Source organism: Mesorhizobium sp. M0983 (assembly GCF_040318975.1).
GTDB lineage: Bacteria > Pseudomonadota > Alphaproteobacteria > Rhizobiales > Rhizobiaceae > Mesorhizobium.
In genome coordinates, this window is the sequence record NZ_JAMYNH010000002.1 from 208891 (window position 1) to 231513 (window position 22623).

20 protein-coding genes are annotated in these 22623 nt (G+C 62.8%); 12 read left to right on the forward strand and 8 right to left on the reverse strand.

Annotated features, from left to right (window positions below):
* Positions 1-32: 32 nt before the first annotated feature.
* The gene (locus tag NKH71_RS04595; RefSeq protein ID WP_352894556.1) at positions 33-1136 is read right to left on the reverse strand and encodes a LuxR C-terminal-related transcriptional regulator; all 1104 of its coding nucleotides are present in this window, start codon (positions 1134-1136) and stop codon (positions 33-35) included.
* On the opposite strand from NKH71_RS04595, the gene NKH71_RS04600 reads away from it, so the two are divergent.
* Positions 1123-1608, forward strand: a complete 486-nt coding sequence (locus NKH71_RS04600; protein WP_352894558.1) for a hypothetical protein — start codon at positions 1123-1125, stop codon at positions 1606-1608. The two genes, NKH71_RS04595 and NKH71_RS04600, sit on opposite strands and share 14 nt — an antisense overlap.
* Positions 1609-1925: 317 nt before the next feature.
* Here NKH71_RS04600 and NKH71_RS04605 read toward each other — a convergent pair whose 3' ends face one another.
* Entirely contained in the window at positions 1926-2861 is a 936-nt protein-coding gene (locus NKH71_RS04605) for a LysR family transcriptional regulator (RefSeq protein ID WP_023719149.1), read from the reverse strand.
* A 105-nt stretch (positions 2862-2966) separates the two neighbouring features.
* Between NKH71_RS04605 and NKH71_RS04610 the strand changes: the two genes are divergently transcribed.
* Together NKH71_RS04610 and NKH71_RS04615 are read left to right on the forward strand one after the other, a co-directional pair.
* Positions 2967-3758, forward strand: coding sequence for an alpha/beta fold hydrolase (locus tag NKH71_RS04610; protein WP_023719150.1), 792 nt, complete (start codon positions 2967-2969; stop codon positions 3756-3758).
* Positions 3759-3876: 118 nt separating this feature from the next.
* Positions 3877-4449, forward strand: coding sequence for a GNAT family N-acetyltransferase (locus NKH71_RS04615; protein ID WP_023719151.1), 573 nt, complete (start codon positions 3877-3879; stop codon positions 4447-4449).
* 16 nt (positions 4450-4465) lie between these two features.
* On the opposite strand, the gene NKH71_RS04620 is transcribed toward NKH71_RS04615, so the two are convergent.
* Complete coding sequence (locus tag NKH71_RS04620; protein ID WP_023719152.1) at positions 4466-5146, reverse strand: hypothetical protein; 681 nt, start codon at positions 5144-5146, stop codon at positions 4466-4468.
* Positions 5147-5468: 322 nt separating this feature from the next.
* Here NKH71_RS04620 and NKH71_RS04625 point away from each other — a divergent pair, with 322 nt between their 5' ends.
* From NKH71_RS04625 to NKH71_RS04635, 3 genes are all read left to right on the forward strand, one after another.
* Positions 5469-6071 (forward strand): SMI1/KNR4 family protein, encoded by a 603-nt coding sequence (locus NKH71_RS04625; RefSeq protein WP_352483111.1) that lies wholly within the window; start codon positions 5469-5471, stop codon positions 6069-6071.
* Between the two features lie 142 nt (positions 6072-6213).
* Positions 6214-7830, forward strand: a complete 1617-nt coding sequence (locus NKH71_RS04630; RefSeq protein WP_023719153.1) for a GMC family oxidoreductase — start codon at positions 6214-6216, stop codon at positions 7828-7830.
* Complete coding sequence (locus NKH71_RS04635; protein ID WP_023719154.1) at positions 7827-9038, forward strand: mandelate racemase/muconate lactonizing enzyme family protein; 1212 nt, start codon at positions 7827-7829, stop codon at positions 9036-9038. Before NKH71_RS04630 ends, NKH71_RS04635 begins: the two co-directional genes overlap by 4 nt.
* Before the next feature lie 91 nt (positions 9039-9129).
* Here NKH71_RS04635 and NKH71_RS04640 read toward each other — a convergent pair whose 3' ends face one another.
* Both NKH71_RS04640 and NKH71_RS04645 read right to left on the reverse strand, forming a co-directional pair.
* A complete protein-coding gene (locus NKH71_RS04640) occupies positions 9130-9552 on the reverse strand; it encodes a GNAT family acetyltransferase (RefSeq protein WP_023719155.1) in 423 nt (140 codons plus the stop codon).
* 129 nt (positions 9553-9681) lie between these two features.
* A complete protein-coding gene (locus NKH71_RS04645; protein WP_352894561.1) occupies positions 9682-10620 on the reverse strand; it encodes a diacylglycerol/lipid kinase family protein in 939 nt (312 codons plus the stop codon).
* Between the two features lie 737 nt (positions 10621-11357).
* Between NKH71_RS04645 and NKH71_RS04650 the strand changes: the two genes are divergently transcribed.
* The 3 genes from NKH71_RS04650 (at position 11358) to NKH71_RS04660 (ending at position 13605) form a co-directional block, all read left to right on the forward strand.
* The gene (locus NKH71_RS04650) at positions 11358-11792 is read left to right on the forward strand and encodes a DUF4383 domain-containing protein (protein ID WP_023719157.1); all 435 of its coding nucleotides are present in this window, start codon (positions 11358-11360) and stop codon (positions 11790-11792) included.
* A 6-nt stretch (positions 11793-11798) separates the two neighbouring features.
* The gene (locus NKH71_RS04655; protein WP_023719158.1) at positions 11799-12929 is read left to right on the forward strand and encodes a hypothetical protein; all 1131 of its coding nucleotides are present in this window, start codon (positions 11799-11801) and stop codon (positions 12927-12929) included.
* A gap of 160 nt (positions 12930-13089) precedes the next feature.
* Positions 13090-13605 (forward strand): hypothetical protein, encoded by a 516-nt coding sequence (locus NKH71_RS04660; protein ID WP_023719159.1) that lies wholly within the window; start codon positions 13090-13092, stop codon positions 13603-13605.
* An 8-nt stretch (positions 13606-13613) separates the two neighbouring features.
* On the opposite strand, the gene NKH71_RS04665 is transcribed toward NKH71_RS04660, so the two are convergent.
* A complete protein-coding gene (locus tag NKH71_RS04665; protein WP_352483104.1) occupies positions 13614-15236 on the reverse strand; it encodes an FAD-binding oxidoreductase in 1623 nt (540 codons plus the stop codon).
* A 118-nt stretch (positions 15237-15354) separates the two neighbouring features.
* Between NKH71_RS04665 and NKH71_RS04670 the strand changes: the two genes are divergently transcribed.
* A complete protein-coding gene (locus NKH71_RS04670) occupies positions 15355-15852 on the forward strand; it encodes a YegJ family protein (protein WP_023719161.1) in 498 nt (165 codons plus the stop codon).
* A gap of 15 nt (positions 15853-15867) precedes the next feature.
* On the opposite strand, the gene NKH71_RS04675 is transcribed toward NKH71_RS04670, so the two are convergent.
* Together NKH71_RS04675 and NKH71_RS04680 are read right to left on the reverse strand one after the other, a co-directional pair.
* Positions 15868-16839: a hypothetical protein gene (locus NKH71_RS04675; RefSeq protein WP_352640800.1), complete on the reverse strand. Its 972-nt coding sequence runs from the start codon at positions 16837-16839 to the stop codon at positions 15868-15870.
* Positions 16840-16912: 73 nt separating this feature from the next.
* Positions 16913-17950, reverse strand: coding sequence for a CapA family protein (locus tag NKH71_RS04680; RefSeq protein WP_352894564.1), 1038 nt, complete (start codon positions 17948-17950; stop codon positions 16913-16915).
* Positions 17951-18092: 142 nt separating this feature from the next.
* On the opposite strand from NKH71_RS04680, the gene NKH71_RS04685 reads away from it, so the two are divergent.
* Complete coding sequence (locus tag NKH71_RS04685) at positions 18093-19346, forward strand: hypothetical protein (RefSeq protein ID WP_352894566.1); 1254 nt, start codon at positions 18093-18095, stop codon at positions 19344-19346.
* A 113-nt stretch (positions 19347-19459) separates the two neighbouring features.
* On the forward strand, positions 19460-22615 hold the full coding sequence (gene uvrB, locus NKH71_RS04690) for an excinuclease ABC subunit UvrB (RefSeq protein ID WP_352894568.1): 3156 nt from the start codon (positions 19460-19462) through the stop codon (positions 22613-22615).
* The last annotated feature ends 8 nt before the right edge of the window (positions 22616-22623 follow it).

Below are 22623 nucleotides of genomic sequence, written 5' to 3' on the forward strand. Positions count from 1 at the left end.
CCACGCAGCGAGAAATTTTGGCTTGGGTAGGATTACCCAGATACGCCCATGCCGATCAGGCCGTGCTCGACCGCAAAGGCCGTGGCTGCCGCGCGCGTGCGCACGTTCAGCCGCGTCAGGATATCGCTAACGTGACGGTCTACCGTCCGCTGGCTCAGACCGAGCTCGCCGGCAATTTCCGGGTTGGTCAGGCCTGACGCGATCAGGCGCAGAACCTGCGTCTGTCTGAGGGTGAGAACTTCGCTGCCTGTCGCCGTCATGATAGCCCGCAGCTTGCCGGCAACGGCTTCGTCGGGGCGCGCGCCGAGCTCGCGGAAAAGTCTTATCGCTTCGTCCAGTTCGGTCTGCGCCGCTTCAGTATCGCCGGTTGCGAGACAGGCCCGCGCTGTCAGCACCCGCATCCGGGCAAGATGATAGGGCGCCCGAAGGTCCCAGAGGATCTCCACTGCGCGCCGGATATGGGCCAATGCCTCCGCGGCTCGACCAGCATGGATCAGCACCCGCGCGGTAGCCTCGGCGGCTGCGGCGCGGACTGCATCCGCGGAATATTGGCGCGCGCAGTCGCGCAGTGTTTCGCACAGTTCCCAGGCGTCATCGGCCGAACCGACAGCGAGAGTGATTTCCACCGCAGCCGGCAAGAGGCGGAGTTTGCCCGGAATGTCATCGACCGACTGCAGTGCGCGGCGGATCGCCGAAAGGGCCGGCTGCTCGTGCCCCTGCTGCAATCGCATAAGCGCCAGCCCCGGCTGCGGATCGAACCCGAGCCTGCTCGCTGCGCGATAGGCGGCATCGGCCTCGTCCCATTGGCCGCGGAGGCGAAAGACCTCGCCCTTCTGGTAGAATGCCGGACCGGCGTGGTGCTTCGAGGGCCCCTGCTGAAGGCGGATGCTGGCGACACTGGCCTCGCGGCCGGCCTCGTCCCAGTGGCCGTCGAGGATCAGGATTTCGGCCCGGTGGATCAGGCATCGGCCGGTGAAGGCAACGATGTCGGGCTGTCCCGCGCACCATCCGATCAGCGCCGATGTCCATTCCCTCGCCCGGCTCGTGGCATGAAATTTCTGACAGATCTCGATCACGCTGCAGTAGACCAGCCCGGTAACGATCGGTGAGAGCCGGCCCGAGGTGACCGAAACCATCGCTTCGTCCAGCAGTTCGAAGCCTCGCACAGTCGCCGCGCACGATCAATATCCGACCCTGAAGGTGGCGCGCGATAGCCAAGAGGTCCGGATCTTCGCAGCGCTGTCCGATCTCCGCGGCACGTGTTGCGTGGGTGAATGCTTCGTCCGGACTGTCGGCGGCGAGGCATTGTTCGACCATTGGGAGCTGAAGGTAACCTTGTTCTGCACATTCCGGCGCATGATCCGCGACCAACCGGTTGGCGCGGGTCAGCCATCCGCTGCCTTGGGCGAATTCGCCGCGAAACATCAGGGTGAGCCCGATCCAGAAGCCGCAACGCGCTGCGGATCGTTCGCGTCCGTTCCGGAGATGCTCTTCGAAAGCCCTCTCGTAGTCCCGAACGAATTCCTCCTCGCGCCCAAGCATGTAGGCGGCTTCCCCGAGGCGCTGGAGCTCGGCGCCGCCAAGTTCACTGCGGCGGCCTCTGTCTGACAGTTCGCGGTGAAGCCTGGACCAATCTCCGCGATTGGCTAGCTCCGCATACGGATCCGATGCAACTGCACCGTCTTCCGGCGACTTGTCGGGTGATCGGTCGGAGGGCGCGGGCATATCCTCAGAATAGCACATATCTTGCTGAGGAGGTGGCGGCAGGTTACCGACATGGCAGAAGTTCGTTTCGGGCTCAATCGAGCCGTTCATCGCGTCCGCCGCCGAGGACCGGGAAGGGTCGCACCCTGCCGTCTGCAAGGTGTTTGTCCAGCGACTGTTGTGTGGCGAAACCGGCTAAAATCCCAGTCGTGTGAAACTTGTCATGGCCGCTTAGGTGTCATTTCGCCCTCTACCGGAACCGCCCCCAACGTCGGCGCCTCTTGCTCGATATAATCCCACAGACGGTTCGAGATCGGCCCGTGCGGCCGGTCGCGGCGGCGCGCCACCACCAACTCCTCGGTGCGGCCTGGCAGATGACGACCGGCAATGGATTGCAGGCGTCCGTCGCGCAGTTCTTCCTCGATCAGGAAGCGGGGCATGTGGCCCCATCCGAGGCCTTGCAGGATGATTTCCTTCTTCATGCCCTGATCGGCCACCATGCATTGAGGCGCACCCTCGATCATGAAGTAGTCTTGTCGCGGTGAATGGCGGGCCGTGTCGCGCATGACACATTGGGTGAACGCGTGCATCTGATCCGGCGTGATGGGGTGCTTGATGCGCTCCGGCAGAAAGCCCGAAGCCACCACGGGAACGAATGGCACCTTGCACAGATCGATCCATTCCACCCGCGGATCGCTCTTGTCGATCCAGTGCAGGATCAAATCGGCTTCGTCATCGAAGAGGCGCTCCCACGGGCCGCCCACCGCCTCGAAATGCAGGTGCAGGCGTGTGCCCGGACACTGGGCGAAGAACCGTCCGAGCATGCCCAGTGCCTGCGGGCGCGGGCAAAGGTCGCCGATCACCACATGGATCTCGCTTTCTTCGCCCATTGACAGCTGAGCAGCATGAAGCCGCAAGCCCTCGAGCTCGCGCAGCAGCGATTGTGCCCTGCGATGGAACGACAGCCCTGCCTCGGTGGGGCGCACGCGATAGCCGCTGCGATCCAAGAGAACGAGGTCGAGTTGCCGCTCCAGCTTTGCAACGGCTGCGAACACCGCCGGGTGCGAGCGATGCAGCATGGCCGCCGCAGGCTGAAAGCCGCCGCAGCGGACCACGGCATCGAAGCATTGCAGGTCGTGCAAGGTGAATTCGGCCATGTCAGCTTACATTACAGAGATTATCCCATCTTTGTAATATCATCAAAAGCGTGCCGCCGCTAGGCTTTGCCACGTTCAACGCTCCAAAAGGAAGGTGTATTCACCATGAATGAGCTGGATTTCGTGACCGTCGGCGATGGCACGCGCATCGCCTACCGCATCGACGGCGACGCCGGGCAGCCTGTGTTGGTGCTGTCGAATTCCATCGCCACCACGCTGCGGATGTGGGACATGCAGGTCGACGAGCTGTCGAAGCATTTCCGTGTTCTGCGCTATGATTTTCGCGGCCACGGAGGGTCGAGCGTTCCGGCCGGCGCTTATTCGCTCGACCGGCTTGGCCGCGACGTGATCGAGTTGCTCGACGCCCTGGGCATTGAACGCGTACACTTCCTCGGTCTGTCGTTGGGCGGCTTCGTCGGGCAGTGGCTCGGCATCCACGCGCCCGAGCGGATCGAGCGCTTGATCCTGAGCAACTCCTCATCCTACCTCGGACCGGCAAAGCAGTTTGACGAGCGGATTGCCGCCGTGCTGCAGGCGCCGGATATGCCCGAAACCGCCGAGATGTTCCTGGGCAACTGGTTTCCTGCGCGTATGCTGGCGGCCAACGAGCCCGTCATCGAAGAATTTCGCGCCATGCTGCTGGCTATCGACCGGCAAGGCTTGGCTGGCTTGTTCGCGGCGGTTCGCGATGCGGACCTTCGCCGAACCATAGCGCTGATTTCCAGGCCAACGCTGGTAATCGCCGGCCGGCACGACACTGTGACAGCCGCCAGCCATAGCGAGCTGATCGCGGCGACGGTGCCCGGCGCGAAACTGGTTGTCCTGCCCGCGGTTCACTTGTCGAACGTCGAGTACCCCGTAGAATTCATGCAGGCCGTGCTCGGTTTTCTGCGCTGAGATGGAGCACTGAGTGAAACCCCGTTTTCGAACATCCCCCGCATGGACCGCAACCTATGATGCACTAACACGTAGCTCAGGCTAGACTGGGCAAGGTAGGTAGCGGATGACGGCTGACATGGAACTTGGCTTTCGCCCACTGACGCCCGATCTGTGGCCGGCGCTCGAGGACCTGTTCGGTGACAGCGCCGTCTGCAGTCGCTGTTGGTGTATGCACGGACGGATCGGTCGTTCTTACCGAAAGAGACCCGGCGAGGAAAACAAGGCCGCGTTCCGGCAGGACGTCCAGCATGGTCCGCCTCCAGGCGTACTTGCTTTCGACGGCGATACGGCTGTCGGATGGTGTCAGGTGACACCGCGAGATGCCCTGCCCTGGCTCGATCGGCTGTGGCAGCTCAAGCGTGTGGATGATGCGCCGGTCTGGTCCTTGTCCTGCCTCTACGTGCGAAAACGATACCGCAGGCGGGGCGTAACATTCCAGCTGATTGCGGAAGCACTGGAAGTCGCAAGGCGCGCAAATGCTCCTGTGCTCGAAGCCTATCCTTTCGACGCCGACGTATCGCCGAGCGCTTCCGGCAGCGGATATGCCTCCACCTTCGCGCGCGCCGGGTTCAGGGTCGTCGCTCGCAGAACGCCGGCCCGCCCGATCATGCGCTATGATTTCAAGCAGATTGCCGATCATCGCCTGTGATCGCAGCTTGAAGTTGTCATCCAGCCGCTATTGCGCCCGCTTCTCTTCTCGCTTTTGCGAGGATGGTCGTCTCCGGCGCAACGGCAAATTGCTCACAAAATGCATCGATGTGATGCTGGCCCCGACCCGCGTCTCCAACGGCAACAAGGGCCAAGCCCCAGGCGAGGTCTGTTTGCACATAGTTTTCCAACGAAAAACGTCGAAATTTCATCTTGGATCGTCGTTCGAAACTAGCAGCAACGTCCTTTAGTGCGGTGATTCTGGACCAGTCCTGCTGGGCAGCATTGAGCGCCGCCAAAGCTGCGCGTTCAACCTGATAGGAGCTATCGCTACTATAGAATGAGCACCAGTTGGGAATCCGGCCCGATGAATCTATCGGGTCAATGCAAAGGTCAAAATTCGCTGACTTCGCCGTCCTTTTCCACCGGAGGCTTCCGCCTCTGAAAAGTGGCACAAAGTCGATCGAGACGCCCCAACAGGCGGAGAAGGTCATGCCTTTCAACATCTGAAATTTCAGCAGATAGCGTATGTGATCTGTTGGACGGCCAACCCAGAACAAATCCCCTACTCGTTGAAAATCGGATGCCAAGCCGCCTTCCAATGCTCCAGCGGCAATGTCGCCCAACGCTTTACCACGCTGAGGCGCACGACGGAGGTCTGGCTGCCGACGAAATCTTTCGATCAAGCGGGAGAACATCTAACCTCTTCAACGGCAATCGTAAATGTTGAGCGTCACCGGCGAACATTACTGAACGCAAACAGATTAATCAAAGCCGTAGCGAGGCTCACCGACATTGCAACAGCAAGACTAGACTTCGGTAGCGGATCGCAGCTTGGCAAGTCTCACGTCTCCGGCCGAACGAACTGGCTGGCGACCTTAGGTTGTAGGCGCGAAAGTCACCGTCGGGCGTGATTACCAACTCTGTGGTGTTCGCCCGTTGTTTTCGATGTGATAGATCAGGTTGACAAGGTAGACCCTAGAACCCGTCAAAAGTGGGTAAATGGAGCTATTAGGGACAATGCGTTCGCAGGAAGAATGGTCAAGCAATGAAGACGCTCGTGCATACAGAGAGCTCCGAACCCTAGTCGATAAATGGAAACGCCTTGGGACGAAGACCTATCCGGATGGAACGGAGTGGATCGGACATACGCCAGATCGGGCTCCTGAAGCATATTTGCACCAGCTGTATGCTCCGCTTGGCGCCGTCGGAGTTGGGCAGATGGAGTCTGAAATTTCGTGCCGACTTCCAGATAATTTCCGTTGCTTTCTCATGCTCCACAACGGGATAGGTCTGTTTGCGAATTATATAAGCGTCTATGGGCTGCGACGTAGCTGGTCACGCACGAATTTGGTGGAGGCGGGTCAACAACCCTTCTCCATACTGGAACCAAATATAAAGAGACGACCAGGCAATGCACCAGACGATGTTCTCTTTATTGGTGCGCTAGGGGACAATGACGATTTAATTGGCATGAATCCGGACGGGAGGGTCTTTCGCTGGGAGAGTGATGATCCTCTGTCCGGTTCGATTAAGTCCTACACGAGCGTGTTCACCTTCCTGCTGGAAGAAGCCAATGAGGTGGCGGCCCTGTTCGACCCGGATGGGCGCGAACACGACTGAACTCGGGCAGCAGGCGACAGGCTGACATTCAAACCGAATATCACCAGTCGCTTTTTTCACATCGGATGCCGGAAGACCCGGCGACGCCGCGTCGCGCCCAAGCCTAGGTTAGAGCCGAATTCCGGAGCCAGCCGCAGCCACCATGCAAACCTATGACTTCATCATCGTCGGTTCCGGCTCGGCCGGCTCGGTCCTGGCCGAAAGGCTGTCGGCTTCCGGCCGCTTCTCGGTGCTGGTGCTCGAGGCCGGCGGCAGCGACCGTCGCTTCTACGTCCAGATGCCGCTCGGCTACGGCAAGACCTTCTTCGACCCGGCGGTCAACTGGAACTACAAGGCCGAGCCGGATCCGGGTCTGGCCGGCAATGTCGACCACTGGCCGCGCGGCAAGCTGCTCGGCGGCTCGAGCTCGATCAACGCCATGGTCTGGATCAGGGGCGCGCGCGAGGATTTCGACGCTTGGGCAGCGGCCGGCAATCCCGGCTGGGGCTTCGATGACCTGCTGCCCGCCTTCAAGGCGCTGGAGGATAACCAGGCCGGCGCCGACCAATGGCGCGGCGTCGGCGGGCCGCTGCATATCACCGACTGCTCGACCTCCGTCCATCCGCTCACCAAGCGCTATCTCGCCGCCGCCAACCAAGCCGGCCTGCCGCTCAACCCGGATTTCAACGGCGCCTCGCAGGAAGGCGCCGGCGTCTACCAGATCACCACCAGGAACGGCCGCCGCATGTCGGCGGCGCGCGCCTTCCTGCGCCCGGCGATGAAGCGTAAAAACGTCCGCGTCGAGATCAACGCCCTGGCGACAAAAATCCTGTTCGAGGGCAAACGCGCCGTCGGCATCGAATATCTCCAGAATGGCGCGACGAAAACCGCCCGCGCCGGCCGCGAGATCATCCTGTCGGGCGGTTCGGTCAATTCGCCTCAACTTCTCCAGCTTTCCGGTGTCGGCCCGTCGGCGCTTCTTGGCGCGCTCGGCATTCCCGTCGTTCACGCCAACGAGAATGTCGGGGCAAACCTGCAGGACCACGTCGGCATCAACTACACGTTCAAGGGCAGGCTGCCGACGCTCAACCAGATCCTGCGCCCGTGGTGGGGCAAACTGCTGGTCGGCATGCAGTACGTGTTTTTGCGCTCGGGCCCGCTGTCGCTGTCGATGAACAATGCCGGCGGCTTCTTTCGCACCGATCCGGCCACGGCACGGCCCAACATGCAGCTCTATTTCCAGGCGTTTTCAACCGTCATTCCGAAGAGCGGCGAACGCCCGATCCTGACGCCCGATCCATGGCCGGGCTTTTCCATCGGGCTGTCCAATTGCCGTCCGTCGAGCCGCGGCGAAATCATGATCCGTTCCGCCAATCCGCGCGATTATCCCAAAATCGTCGCCAATGCCTTTTCGACCGAGGCGGACGTCGCTGAAATGCTGGCGGCGGTGAAATTCGTCAGGAAGATCGCCTCGATGCCGGCGATGGCCGAGATCATCGAGGAAGAGGTTTTGCCCGGTCCCTCGATCACCTCCGACGCGGATCTCATTCAGGATTTCAGGAAGCGCTCGGGCACCGTCTATCACCCGGTCTCGACCTGCCGCATGGGGCCGGACGCGGCGCACGCCGTCGTCGATCCGCGCCTCAAGGTACACGGCCTCGAGGCGTTGCGCGTTATCGACGCCTCGATCTTTCCCGACAACATAACCGGCAACACCAACGCCGCCGCGATCATGACCGGATGGAAGGGCGCCGAACTGGTTCTGGAGGATCAGAAATGAAAATCACCGACGTCAAGACCTGGGTGGTCGGCAATCCGCCGCCCGGCATCGGCGGCAAGTATTTCATCTTCGTCAAGCTCACCACCGATGGCGGCGTCGTCGGCTATGGCGAGGCCTACAACGCCACCTTCTCGGCTCATGTCACGGCGAAAATGGTCGAGGACATGGCCGAGCGTTATCTGATCGGCCGCGACCCGCACGATATCGAGACCTTCTTCCGCCGCGCCTATTCGTCCGGCTTCACCCAGAGGCCCGACGTGTCGGGCATGGGCTGTTTCTCGGCGCTGGAAATCGCCTGCTGGGACATTATCGGCAAAGAGGCCGGCAAGCCGGTCTACAAGTTGCTCGGCGGCCAGGTGCATGAAACGCTGCGTTCCTATACCTACCTCTACCCGCACAGCGGCAGCGTCCACACCGAGGACGCCCGCGGCAAGAACGTCTACAACGATCCCGATATGGCCGCCGCCTGCGCGCTCGAATATGTCGAGCAGGGTTTTAACGCGGTCAAGCTCGACCCAGCTGGCCCCTACACAGCCTTCGACGGCCACCAGCCGCGCCTCGTCGACATCGATCTCTCCGCCCGTATGGTCAAGGCGATCCGCGACGCGGTCGGCACAAGAGCCGACATCCTGTTCGGCACGCACGGCCAGTTCACCGCATCGGGTGCGCTGCGCCTCGCTCGCGCCATCGAGCCCTATGATCCGCTGTGGTTCGAGGAGCCGGTGCCGCCCGACATGCCCGAGGTCATGGCTCAAGTGGCGCGCGGCACTTCGATCCCGATCGCGACAGGGGAAAGACTGACGACGAAGTTCGAATTTGCCCGCGTTATCGAGAACCGTGCGGCGACCATTCTGCAGCCCGACCTCGGCCGCTCCGGCGGCATTCTCGAAACCAAGAAGATCGCCGCCATGGCCGAAGCCTATCACATCCAGGTCGCGCCACACTGCTATTGCGGGCCGATCGTCGGCGCCGCCAACATCCAGCTCGCGGTAACGCTGCCCAACTTCCTCATTCTGGAATCGCTGAAGCAGTGGGGCGGCTTCCACGAAAAGCTGCTGAAGAAGAAGATCGAATGGCAGGACGGCAACGTCATCCCGTCGAAGGAGCCAGGCCTCGGTGTCGAACTCGACGAAGCCGTCTGCGAGGCGCATCCCTGGACCGGCAAGGACCTGCATTTGCAGATGATGCAGACGCCGCTGATGCCGTGAGCGAGCGCCATGCCTTTATCGGCCTTGGCCATCCCGGCAGCCACCCGCCAGCCTGATCCGCAACGCCTTTACCATCGCCGTCCGTGCCAGCTCAGGCCTTGGAGAGCAGTTTGCTCATGCTCACGCGCTGCTCGACCTCATACCCGCACTTGCGGTAGAACCCGAGGACCGCTGAGTTGGAAGCGACAACTTGGAGGTTGATCTTTACGCAGCCAAGGGCGGCGAGCCGTTTTTCGGCTTCCTGGATGAGGGCCTCTCCGATCCCCTTGTGGCGATGGGATTGCAGGACGGCGATCCGGGAAATCCAGCCCCGGTGGCCATCATATCCAGCCATGATCGAACCGACGACCCGGCCAGATTCAAGCACAACCAAAAAGAGGTTCGGCTGGTATCTCAGCTTCTCGGGGATCGAAATATGAGCCGCGTTCCAAGGGCTGTCATCGGGGAATGCGTCCCGCCAAAGCGTATCAACCCCGTCAAAATGACTGTCGGTGTATTCAATGGTCGAGAACATTCATGTCCGTTCCAACTGGCCCGACCGGGGTTGTCTGACATCAGGCAGAATATCAGCAATTTCAAAGCGCTGAATGTATCTGCGGAATCAAAGCGGTAACGACCGGATTCAAAGTCTCAACACCTTGATTCAATATCTCAGCGTCAATGCGCCGGGCAGGATCTCGAAAGTTGCTGGTATGCGACCCGGCGATTCGCCGTCTATGTCGATCAGCGCGGCGTTCTTTTGCACATCGCCGAGCGGCTCGACAACCACTTTCTTGCCGCGCAGGATGGTGATCGCCGGATGGTTGCGGTGCCGCCCGCCATAGAGCAGGCGGATGTCCCAGATCAGCTTCAGCTTGCCGGCGGCGCGCAGGATGACGATGTCGAACTCGCCGTCGTTAAGCTCGGCGTCGGGCGCGATCATCATGCCGCCGCCGAAGAATTTGCCGTTGGCCACCGCCACCAATGCCATGCGCGCCTCGACCGGGGCACCGTCGTCGATGGTGATCGCAACCTCCTGGAACCGATAGCGGAGGAATTCCCAGACCGTGCGCCAGTAGAACAGTGCCTTGGCCGAAACCTTGCCCTTGCGCCTGTCGGCGTTGACGGCACGGTCGGTGGCGCCGGAAAGCCCGAGGCTGGCGATGTTGATGAAATGGCGGCTGGCCAGTGCGCCATGGTCGTCGACATAGCTGATGCAGCCGGCATCGACCTTGCGCGGCTTGGCCTCGGCAATCCGCTTCAGCGTCAGATCGACATTGTTCGACAGGCCGAGCCCGCGGGCGAAGTCGATGCCGGTGCCGCAAGGCAGCAGCCCAAGTTCAGCCGTCCGGCCGCTTTCCCGGAAAGCCTTCAGCAGCCCGTCGGCGACTTCGCTGGCGGTGCCGTGGCCGCCGGCCGCGATCACCAGCTCGAAGCCGATGGCGGCAAGGTCGAGCGCCAGCCGTTCGGCATCCCCCTCGGCCTGCGTTTCACGCAGCTCGAAATCACCGAAATGTCTTTTCAGCGAAGCCGCAACCTCCGGCCAATGCCGCTTGAGCCTGCCGCCGCCGGCGATCGGATTGAGAACCACCGCGACCTTCAAGCCTGCCTCCCCAAGGCCATCGAACACGCCTTCCAATCATTTGCCGGCATTGAAGCCCGCGCAGGGCCGCGGGGCAAGGGTCGATTACCCGACAATGCGGCTTCGGCATCGAGGCGGCAAATCCCGACCGGCGGCGGCAGAGATCGGAAAGTCGCTATTTTGGCAGGGTCAGTCCCCGATAATCCCGCTATCCACAGGCATGCGGCAGTTCCGCCAAACGCTTATCCGACGTACGTTAAAACCCATCTCAGGCGGCTACCGATCGCCACGCCGAAAGGCAAAGCGGAACGGCGGATTTCCTGAGGCCCGTACGGCCCTGAACGAGAACAGGCTTGCTTGTTGGAGGGATGGACGCCGAGACCTACGGGGCCGCGGGAAGCGTGCGAACGCCGACGGCGGACCGATGCTGCCATGAAGGACGGCAAAAACCTTCGATGGCGCGCTGGGCAAAGCTCGCAAGAGTGGAGACCGGCGTGGTCCGGAACGGACGCTGCCCTCGGGTGGCGACTGGCAGGACCGTCAAAATCAAGGCCGGCATGGCGCGACATCTTTCGGGAGTTGCTGCCGCGACCGTGTCCTGATCTGACAGGGAGGCGCTGGGAGAAATCCCGGCGCCGACTGTCTTTGTGGCCCCGCCTGACGATTTTGCCGGCGACGCTTCACGCTGCGCCAAAATCAGCTACTATCCATTTGCCGTCGGGGGCCGTTTAAAGGGGCTGACGGCAGGGGGACATTTCATGACGCTCATCCAGAAGCTTGCTGTTGCCTATGCTTTCCTGTTCTTCGGCGTTGTTGCCATCGGCTATGTGCCGGCTTTCAACGACGCCGGCGGCAATCTGTTCGGCCTGTTCTCGCTGCAATGGTACGACGATTTGCTGCACGCCTTCTCCGGCGTCTGGGCGCTGGCCGCCGCCTTCATCTCGCACCGCCAGGCGGTGTTCTATTTCAAGCTGTTCGGCTCGGTCTATCTGTTCGACGGCGTGCTCGGGCTGGTCACCGGTTCCGGCTGCCTCGATGGCGGCATTTTCATCAACGGCTTCCGCTCCCTGAACGACATCGAATTCCCGGCCCGCTTCTTCGCCAACCTGCCGCACATCGTCATCGGCGGCTTCGCCGTCTACGTCGGGTTCTGGCTGTCGAAACGCGTGTACGACCATTTCGCCACGGCCTGACCGGCCATGTTCCTGTTTCGCTGGCTGAAGCGCATCATCAAGGCGATCCTCTGGCTCGTCGTCATTGTCGTGTTGATCCCGATCGCCGGGCTGGCCTACGGCTTTCTCACCACGCCGTCGCTGGACACAACACCATTGCCGGGCATCGCCGGGGGTGCTCCGCCAAAGGCGCTGGCCGACAAGGTCCGTGCCGAGATCTCCGGCTACCAACGGCCGGAGGAATCGACCTTTCTCACCTATCCGGAATGGGCCATCGTCTACGCCGCCCGCGAATATGCCGGCTTTGTCGACAAGAACCAGCCGAGCGGCTTCCCTTATCTCTCCTATATCGGCCGCTTCTGGCAGGATTACGCGATGGTCACCCGCGCCAGCTCCGCCTACAAGTTCAACCTCGACAACCACCAGATGCTGGTGATCATCGGCACCAGCCACACGATCGAGCACGCCATCCAGTGGGCCTATGAAAATACGGTCGGCCGCATTACCGAAGCGACAGCCGGCAAGCGCACCACCGTCGACATCTACCAGGCCAAGGTCGCGGCCGACTACGCCGGTTTTCTCGATCAGGTGCCGTGGTACCAGTTTCCCTATGCCGAAAAACGTGCCGGCCTGTTAGCCGTCCAGCCGGCGCCGGACGACAGCGCCGTCCGCGCCGGCGAACGCAAGCTCGCCTTCGGCCTCGCCTACACCATCAAGCAGGGTTACGCCGATCTGATCAAGTCGGCGCTCGCCGCCACCACCGACCCGGCCTTGCTCGACATCCACGTCTGGGCCAAGGGTCCGGTCAGCGAGGTGACCCGCAACGAGCCCGACACCTTGCTGGAGCGCGATCTCGGCGCCGACGGCACGGTCTTCGTCACCAGGCGCTATCAGGTGTTCACCGACATGATCCCGCGCCTGATCGGCAAGGGCGTCTCCTTCGTCGAAATCGGCGGCAATGACGAGATCATGGTCACCGTGCTTTCCAATGACGAGATCAATGTTCCCCAAGGCGCACGCACCTTGTTCAGCTACCCGCTTCCGGCGGAACCTTCGACGCGCCGCACCGGCCTGACCGTCGCCGTGCGCAAGCTGCACGTCGTGCTGCCGGCGCTGATGACGGCGGGCGCCAGGCTCGAGCACGTCTACGACTACTGAGGCCTTTCGGTCACAGCCGGCCTCGGCAAGACGTTGCGTGATGCTCCGCCACGCTCATTCCACAATCGCGGCCAAATCCCGCCTTGTTCCGCAACGATTGATGATGCCGTAGCACTTTGATCTTGCGCACATGCGCCGGGCAATTCGGAGGGACAAGACCGTGATCAAGACCGCCCTTGTCGCCATGACCATCGTCGGCTGCGACTGCGACGCCAGGCTTTGCGAATATATCGGCGAGACGCCCGCCAAGTGGTCGACCATCGCTGAATGCGAAGCGGCGATGAAAAGCCAGATGCTGCACGAGCGCAATTTCGATTATCCGCTGGTCTCGGGCATCTGCCGGACACAGAACTCGTCTTCGTCATCGCAGCTCGCGGCGACCACTTCGGAGCCCGAATTGACGACGGCCAGTACGGCCGCGACAGAGCCGCTGCCAGCAGAACTGAGCCATCGGCCCAGTGCAGCGGTCGGAACGCAGGCGACGGCGACGGAAACAGAAGCCGTCCGGCCGGTCGCCTACGAAGCGGCGGTCGATGGCGGCAGCGCCCTGCTCTACCGCACGAAGACCGGTTACGCCGTGGTCAAGACCGATCTCGGCCGCGCCGCGTCGGCAACGATCGGCATCGCCAGGCGCTCGGCGAACTGGCTGGCGGCGAAGCTGCCTGACGGTCTGTAACCGGCACTTCAGGCCGTGCCGATCAGTGCCTTGATGGCGCGGTAAAAAGTCGAGGAAAACAGCTCCCCCGGATCGTATTGCCGCTTCTTCGCCAGGAAGGACGGCAGTTCCGGATAGGAGGCAAGCAGCTCCTTGCCCGTGTAGTGGAGTTGGTAGGGCAGGAAAAAACGCCCGCCATGCTTGATCGTCACGTCGATCAGCGCCCTTGTCAGTGCCCGCATCCTGGCATTGCCGTCGGCGTCGGTCGGCTGATTGATGTAGAGCACCAGCGAATAGGCCGGCTCCGGCGCATAATTCAGCGCCACATCCTCCTTGTGGACGATGCGTACCGACGCGTTGAGCACCGGCAGGCTCTGGTTGCGCAGGATCTCGCGCGCTTCCGCGATGAACGGGTTATAGGCCGCCCGCGGGATGAAATATTCGTGCAGTATGTCGGTCTCGTCGAGCAGGTCGTTGAACAGATAGGGCACTGAATCGTGCATCGGGTTGTTGCGCGTGACCAGGCAGGCCTCGCCCTCGGCCATTGCCGTCGTCCGCGCCACCGTGCAGCTCTCGAATTGCGGCTCCAGCGTCTTTTCGGTGAACCATTTCAGCTCCTGGAACAGGCTGCCCCATTTCGCCAGGTTGATGATCACCCGCTTGAGCCCAACCGAGCCCGGTTCACCGATTGCCGGCTGGTCGGCCGGCGGCTGGTCGGCGACCTTGTCATAGCGATAGACGATCATATCCTCGAGGAAATTGCCCGGCGCAGTCGACAGATGCCCATAAAACAGACCAATCGCCCTGTTTGGCTCCAGCACCTCGGCGAAGAACGTCGGGAAATCGTCCGATTTGATGATCTCGCGCGAGGTGCGGTAGACGGCGTTGTCGACGATGTCGAGTGTCGCCTCCAGCACCACGCCGAACAGGCCGTAGCCGCCGACGACGTGGCGGAACAGCTCGGTGTTTTCGGCCGGTGAGCAGGTCGTCACCGAACCGTCGGCCAGCATCACCCGCATCGAACGGATCGAGCCGGCGACCGAGCCGGCCTGATGGTCCATGCCATGCGCGTTGACCGACAGCGAGCCGCCGACCGAAAAGATGTCGGTCGACTGCATCGCCTTCACCGCGAAGCGCGGGTGCAAAAGGTTCTGGATGTCGTGCCAGCGCGCGCCCGGCTGCAAGGTCATCGCCTTCGCCGCCGCATCGACGCTGATCTTGTTGAATTTGCGCATGTCGAGGACCAGTGCGTTATCGTCGAAGGCGTGGCCGCCCATCGAGTGGCGCACCGCCGCGACCGAGACCTTCAGGCCATTGGTGCGGGCAAAGGCCAACGCGCTCGCAATGTGGTTTTCCTCGCTGACTTCGATAACGCCGTAGACCGGCGTCATCGAAAGGCCGCTGGCATCGTTGATGTCGCCGCCCTTGGTCAGCCATGGCAGCGACGGATCGTAGGCTGGCGCGTTCTCCAGCGGCTTCAGCGCCAGGTCGATGCCGTCAATGTCGGCAATGCGCCCGGAATTCTTCTGCGCCGACGGGCCGCGGGCCAGCCGCGCCACGGTCGTGCCGCCCCAGACCATCGCGCCGCCGACCACCGCCGCACCCAGCAGCAACCGCCGCGACAGGCGAAACCCCTTGCGTTCCTCGATCATAGCCCCACCCCACTGTCCCAGGAATAGCGCCGGATGGAGACAAAAACCAGTTGCCAATCAGACGTTCGGCGAATGATGATCCGGTTTGTCTGGCGGAAATGTCGAAAGCAGTCTCACCATGAAGCTTGCAGCCCGTACCGCACTTGCCATGTTGCTCGCGTTTGCTCCGGCATCATCAGCCGGCGCGCAGACTCCTGGTCAAGGCGACGACAAGGTCGTCAGCGTAGCTGGCGACGATCCGGAGATGGCGGCCGCTATCGAGCAGGCGCGTGCCGGTCTCGACGACTTCCTGGCATTGGCCGACGCGCCGCCATCCGGAACGGCCGACTTCCAATTGAAAGTCATGGTCAGGGATGGGGACGCCACTGAACATTTCTGGGTCATTCCCTTCCACCGTACGGCGGCCGGATTTGCGGGAACCTTGGACAACGAGCCGCAGACCGTTCACAACGTCGTGGCAGGCCAGGAGATCGAATTCAGCCGGGACGATATTTCCGACTGGGGCTATATGAAGAACGGCCGCCGGGTGGGAAGTTTCACTGTCTGCGTTCTCTTCAAAAAGATGTCGAAGGATGACGCCGACTATTATCGCCAGAACTATGGCTTCGATTGTTGACGGCTGAATTCCAGTTCAACCGGCTTCTACATCCTTCACGCCGATCTTTCGTACCAGTGCCGCGGTCGCCAGGATCGCGCCCATGTCGGCGATCATCGGCGCGACGTGTTTGGTGTAGTCGAGACGCGTGGAGATATCCGGCAGCTCGAAGAAATTCCTTTCCTGCGGCAGCAGCAGGAAACCGTCACTGCCGCTGAGCGCAACGCGTGCCGGATCGTTCGGCCGGGTTTCGCCGAGCCATTGCAGCGCCTGCGCCAGCCGGCCGGTCACCAGCGGCCGCGCCGCCTCGATATTGTCGGTGCGGAACTCGTAGGCGGCATCGAGCTCCGGCACGCCGCTGGACAATTCCTGCATCTTGCTGCCGAAGATGCCGCGGAAGAAGCCGACGACCTTGTTGGTCCGGCGCGCGGCGACCAATGTGCCGGGGAACGGCACGATCGTCTCGAAGGCGACGATGACGCCCTTGAACACTGCCGTCGTGCTCTTGCCCGTCCCTTCCCGGAGATCTGCTTCGTAAAGCTCGAACGGAAACCCTTCATAGCGGCCGGAAAAAACATCGTCGAAAGACTGCCGGTTGAACGGGCCAACCGTCTCGCGCGGCAGCCGGTCGAACGAATTCGGCTTGATATTGTGCCGGTACCGCATGTCCTCGATGAAGCCGAAGACGATCGGCAGCAGCGTGCTGCGGAACGACTGCTGCAATTTGCCCGCCGGCTTGATCGCCTGGAAATAGAGCAGGATCGCCGCCAGGAAGCCGCCGATATAGAGGAACACATGCGGGGTCGAGAACCACTGCTCGTTCGGGTCGGCAACCCCGTTGAAAAGCCAGGCCACAAGCGCCACGAACACCAGCAGCAGTCCGATGAACATCGGCACCCGCCAGCGCGTCTGGCGATGGGCCGAAGCTCTTTCGGCCTCGTAGGCCTCGATGTTCTTCCTGATGCCGGCGATCACCGCTTCGCTCGGCATGAAATCCGCTGTTTCCATCGCCCACCCGCCGCCACAAGCCTGCCCGCGTAGCGCATGATAGCCGGTTTTGTGGACCGCGTCAGCGCAGCCGTCAGCGCGCGGCGAAGATCGCATCAAGGCGGGCCAGAACCCTTTGCCTCGATTTTCCCGCCAGCGCTTCAACCGGCACCAGCCGCTCATGATCGCCGGTGCGCAGCCGCATGAAGGCATGCAGCCGGTAGGCGGCGATGGCCCCGCGCGTGCCGGGATCGGCGCTGATGTCGACGACGAGAATGGCGCCGATACGGCCCGGCCATGGCTGGCGCGCGAAGGCAGTGCCGAAGAAATCGCCGAGCCCGCAGGCAACGAGCGTCTTGCCGATCCGCTCGATCGGCTGCACGACGTGGGCATGATGCCCGGCGACCAAGCCGACGCCATGTTCGGCCAGAAGCCGCGCCAGTGCCCGCGTCTTCGCACGCGGAAAATGCCGGAACTCCCAATCCCAATGCGGTACCGCGCAGAGGAGGTCGACACTCTCAACTGTATCGCGCGGCCATTGTCCCGGGTCGCTTGCCATCGAGACACGGCCCGCGAACTGGACCGCGTCGGCATTGCGCCACAAGGTAAAGGCGGCAAGGCCGATGGTCAGCGCCCCGACTGCAAACCGCTCGACTGGAGCCCCAGCACCGACAGTACGGATGCCGAGCCGCGCCAGCACGGCAACGGTTTCGTCGAAGCCGGCAATGCCCTGGTCGAGCACATGGTTGTTGGCCAGCGACAGCACCAGTCTTTCCGGCGAAATGCCGGCGGCGGCCAGCGCCTCGGCAAGAAACCGCTCGCTCATCGCATGGTGCGTGCCAAGCCTTGTGCCCCAAACGGCGCTCGGCCGTTCCACCACCGGGCTTTCGCAATTGCCGACTACCAGATCGGCCGAGGCGAGCAGCGCCGCGATCGCCGGATCGCATTCCGGCGCGCTGCGATTGGCCACCGCCGAGATGTCGCCGACGAAAGCCAGCCGTACCGTCCGCACCGGCGCCGGTTCGAGCAGGGTTGCCGCCATCGGAGCGAAGCCGCGAGCAGCGCCGCCGAGCGAAGGCCGGAGGAAACGGGGAAGCCAGGACAGTTTGTAGGAAAGCGGATAATTCGACACGCGACGCCCAATCGTTTGCCCTGTGTAGACCGTCCGCCGGATTGATTGAAGCTTCGACTGTTATCGGTGAACCACAGGGCTACAGGCGCGCGAACCAAATGCGTGTATGATCCACTGCGGAGCGACAAAAGGGGCGATCACGATGAAGCGTTTTTCCAGGCTGATGGCAGGCGCCATCGTTCTTCTCCTGCCGCTGTCCTCGGCCGGAGCCGCGGCTCCCGAACCGGCGGCCCTGTTCGAGGGAAAAACCGTAGCTAAACGCGACAGCACTCTTGCCGCTCTGGAAGCCGCCGCGCCCGGCGATCCGGCCGCGACCTACGCCGCCGGCGCCGGCGAATTCTTCACCGCGCTGGAGATCCTGGCCGGCGGCCTGCACCGCCACGGTTTCGAGAGCCCGCAATCCTTCATGCTGCCGCTAATGCGGCTGCCGGTGCCGGACAATCCCAATCCCGAGCCGCTGACCTACGACGACTTCCGCGCCATCCTGGTTGCCTTCCGCGACCGGCTGCAGAAATCCGCCGCCACACTTGGGTCCGTGCCTGCCGATGCCGACATCGGCATGGAGGTCGACCTCACCCGTCTCGGTATCGATCTCAACGAGGACGGCCAGATCGCCCCGGACGAAAGTGCCGCCGCGATCATGGCGACCCTGTCACGCGGCGGCGGTGCGCCAGACGCGGCCGCACCCGCCCTCACCTTCCGCTTCGACCGCGCCGACGGCTATTGGCTGCAGGGCTATGCCGAATTCCTGATGGCGCAGGCCGATTTCTGGCTGGCGCATGATTTCAGGAACGCCTTCGACGGTTCGTTCCACATGCTGTTCCCGCGCGCCAAACTGCCGTTGCAGGACGCGCTCGTTCCGCCGGACGGCGGCATGAGCGGCGGCATCCTGACGTCCGAATGGCGCATCGCCGACTTCATCTCCCTGGTGCATCTGGTCAACTGGCCGGTGGTCGAGCCGGAACGCCGGCAAGCGGCACGCCGCCATCTCATGGAAATGATCCGGCTGTCGCGCGAGGACTGGAAAGCCATCCGCGCCGAAACCGACAATGACCGTGAATGGCTGCCCGGGCCGCAGCAGAAAGGCGCCAGCCCGCTCACCGGCCTCGACGTCGGCGAGCAGCAGGTGCAGGCCTGGCTCGCCGCCTTGGCCATGGCCGAGGATCTTCTGGAAGGCCGCACCTTGCTGCCGCATTTCCGCATCGCCGACAAAGGCATCAACATGAAGCGCTTCTTCGACGAGCCGAAGCCCTTCGACCTGGTGCTGTCGATCACCGGCCCGGCCATCGCGCCCTATCTCGAGCGCGGCAAGATTCTCACCAGCGAGGAGTTCGACCAGATCCAGCGCCAATTCGGCGGCGCCGGGTTTCTGACGTTCGCGTTGTGGTTTAATTGAGCGGGAAGCTTGGACGGTGCTCCTGACACCCTGCTGTCAGCAGCCAAATTGCGCGCAGCACCCCTCACCACTCCGCTCTTTCCATTTTGGCCGATACCTCCCATATTCGGGCCATGGCCAGACTCTCTGACAAGAAAACGCCGCCGCCGGCGAATGACGATCGCGCTTCGCCGCCCAAGCGGCGCAGCCCGCTGACCGATTTCCTCGATGCCTCGGAGCCACTGCACGGCTTTGCCGAAGCGCCGCAGGCCGAGCTCACCGGCGCGCCGCTAACCGGCTCGATCGCCGACTGGGCCGAGCAGATCGAGCAGGAAGCCGAGAAGGAAGGGCGCGTTTCCGGCAAAGTCGGCGGCAAATTAGCGAAGCCGGCGAAAAAGATCCCCGAGCGCTCGTCTTCCCCCGGCCGTACGGCACGCGGCACCTCGATGGGCGGCGCGGCTTCGGCGCGGGAGCGCACCGCGGCCGGTCTCAATCCTGTCGCCGGCCTCGATGTCTCACTGGAAGAGGCCGAGACCATGGCTTCGGGCGGCGTCACCGCCACCGTCGCGGCGCTGTCGGCGCTGATCGAATCCGGCAATCCGCTGCACAAGGACGGCGTGCTGTGGACGCCGCACCGCCCTGCCCGACCGGAGAAATCCGAAGGCGGCATCGCCATCAAGATGGTCTCGGATTTCGAGCCGGCCGGCGACCAGCCGACGGCGATCAAGGATCTGGTCGAGGGCGTCAACAGCAACGACCGCACCCAGGTTTTGCTCGGCGTCACCGGCTCCGGCAAGACCTTCACCATGGCCAAGGTGATCGAGGAGACGCAGCGCCCTGCTCTGATCCTGGCCCCCAACAAGACGCTTGCCGCGCAGCTCTATTCCGAGTTCAAGAAATTCTTCCCGGAAAACGCCGTCGAGTATTTTGTCAGCTACTACGACTATTACCAGCCTGAGGCCTATGTGCCCCGGACCGACACCTACATCGAGAAGGAATCCTCGATCAACGAGCAGATCGATCGCATGCGCCACTCGGCGACGCGCTCGCTGCTCGAGCGTGACGACGTCATCATCGTCGCCTCGGTCTCCTGCATCTACGGTATCGGCTCGGTCGAGACCTATACGGCGATGACCTTCCAGATGCAGATCGGCGACCGCCTAGACCAGCGCGCGTTGCTCGCCGACCTCGTCGCCCAGCAATACAAGCGCCAGGACATAAACTTCGTCCGCGGCTCGTTCCGGGTGCGCGGCGACACGATCGAGATCTTCCCGGCTCACCTCGAGGACCGTGCCTGGCGCATCTCGTTGTTCGGCGACGAGATCGAGGCGATCACCGAATTCGATCCGCTGACGGGCCAAAAGACCGGCGAGCTGAAGAGCGTCAAGATCTACGCCAATTCGCACTATGTGACGCCGCGCCCGACCTTGAACCAGGCCATCAAGTCGATCAAGGAAGAACTCAAGCATAGGCTGGTCGAACTCGAACGGGCCGGTCGGTTGCTGGAGGCGCAGCGGCTGGAGCAGCGCACCCGCTTCGACCTGGAGATGCTTGAGGCGACCGGCTCCTGCGCCGGCATCGAGAATTACTCGCGCTATCTGACCGGCCGCCAGCCGGGCGATCCGCCGCCGACCTTGTTCGAATACATCCCCGACAATGCGTTGGTCTTTGTCGACGAAAGCCACGTCACCGTACCGCAGATCGGCGGCATGTATCGCGGCGACTTTCGCCGCAAGGCGACGCTGGCCGAGTACGGGTTCCGCCTGCCGTCCTGCATGGACAACCGGCCGCTGCGCTTCGAGGAGTGGGACGCCATGCGCCCGCTGTCCGTCGCGGTTTCGGCAACGCCCGGCGGCTGGGAGATGGAGCAGTCCGGCGGCGTCTTCGCCGAACAGGTCATCCGCCCGACCGGCCTGATCGACCCGCCGGTCGAAGTGCGCCCGGCCAAGAGCCAGGTCGACGACGTTGTCGGCGAAATCCGCGAGACCACCAAGGCCGGCTACCGCACGCTGGTCACCGTGCTGACCAAACGCATGGCCGAGGATTTGACCGAATATCTGCATGAGCAAGGCATTCGCGTGCGCTACATGCACTCCGACATCGACACGCTGGAGCGTATCGAGATCCTGCGCGACCTGCGCCTCGGCGCCTTCGACGTGCTGGTCGGTATCAACCTGTTGCGCGAAGGCCTCGACATTCCCGAATGCGGCTTCGTCGCCATTCTCGATGCCGACAAGGAAGGTTTTCTGCGCTCCGAGACATCGCTGATCCAGACCATCGGCCGCGCCGCCAGAAACGTCGACGGCAAGGTCATCCTCTATGCCGACCAGATCACCGGCTCAATGGAGCGGGCGATGGCCGAGACCAACCGCCGTCGCGAAAAGCAGATGGAGTGGAACGCGGCCAACGGTATCACCCCGGAATCGGTCAAGTCGCGTATCTCCGACATCCTGGACTCGGTCTACGAGAAGGACCACGTGCGCGCCGACATCTCGCAGTTCACCGACAGCGCCGGCGCGATGATGGGCAACAATCTGAAAGCCCATCTCGACGCGATGGACAAGCAGATGCGCGACGCCGCCGCCAATCTCGATTTCGAGAAGGCAGCCCGCATCCGTGACGAGATCAAGCGACTACGCGAGATGGAGCTGTCCATCTCCGACGATCCGCTGGCCAAATATGCCGACATGGAAAGCCCGGTTTCGGGCCGCGAAAAGGGCAAGCACAACAAGGGCGTGGCCAAACATCGTACATCAGACGAACAAGAGCGTTTCCGCAAACTGGACGCGGCACGTGCCGCCGAAGCGGCGGCCCGGCCCAACCTCTTCCGCAAGCCGGCGCTCGACGAGATGGGCGCCGACGGCGCCGTGCCGGTGAAGAAGCCGCTGTTTTCGAAGCCGTCACTGGACGATATGGGGCCGGGTACCGACATGACGACGCCGTCAGGCGCAGTGTCCCGCTCGCTGTTCAAGAAGCAGTCGGCGCAGGAGGCGCACGGCTCCGATTTCGGTATTCCCGGCGAACCGGCCAAACCGCTGTTCAAGAAGAACTCGCTCGACGAGATGACGGTGCGGCGCACGGAAAAGCCGGTCGAGGGAAAAGTGCCGCCCAAGCCACAGCCGATCTCCCCCCTGGTGGGGGCCGGCAGGACAGAGGGGGGCGCGAAGGAACGCGACGATTCCGCGAAACCCATTGTCCGCCAGCGCAGTGGCATCGGCTCCTACGAAGACCCCGCCGACGCCCGCCGCGAAAAACGCCGCCCCGGCAAGACCGGTCGGCCCGGGCGGTAGAGGCCTGC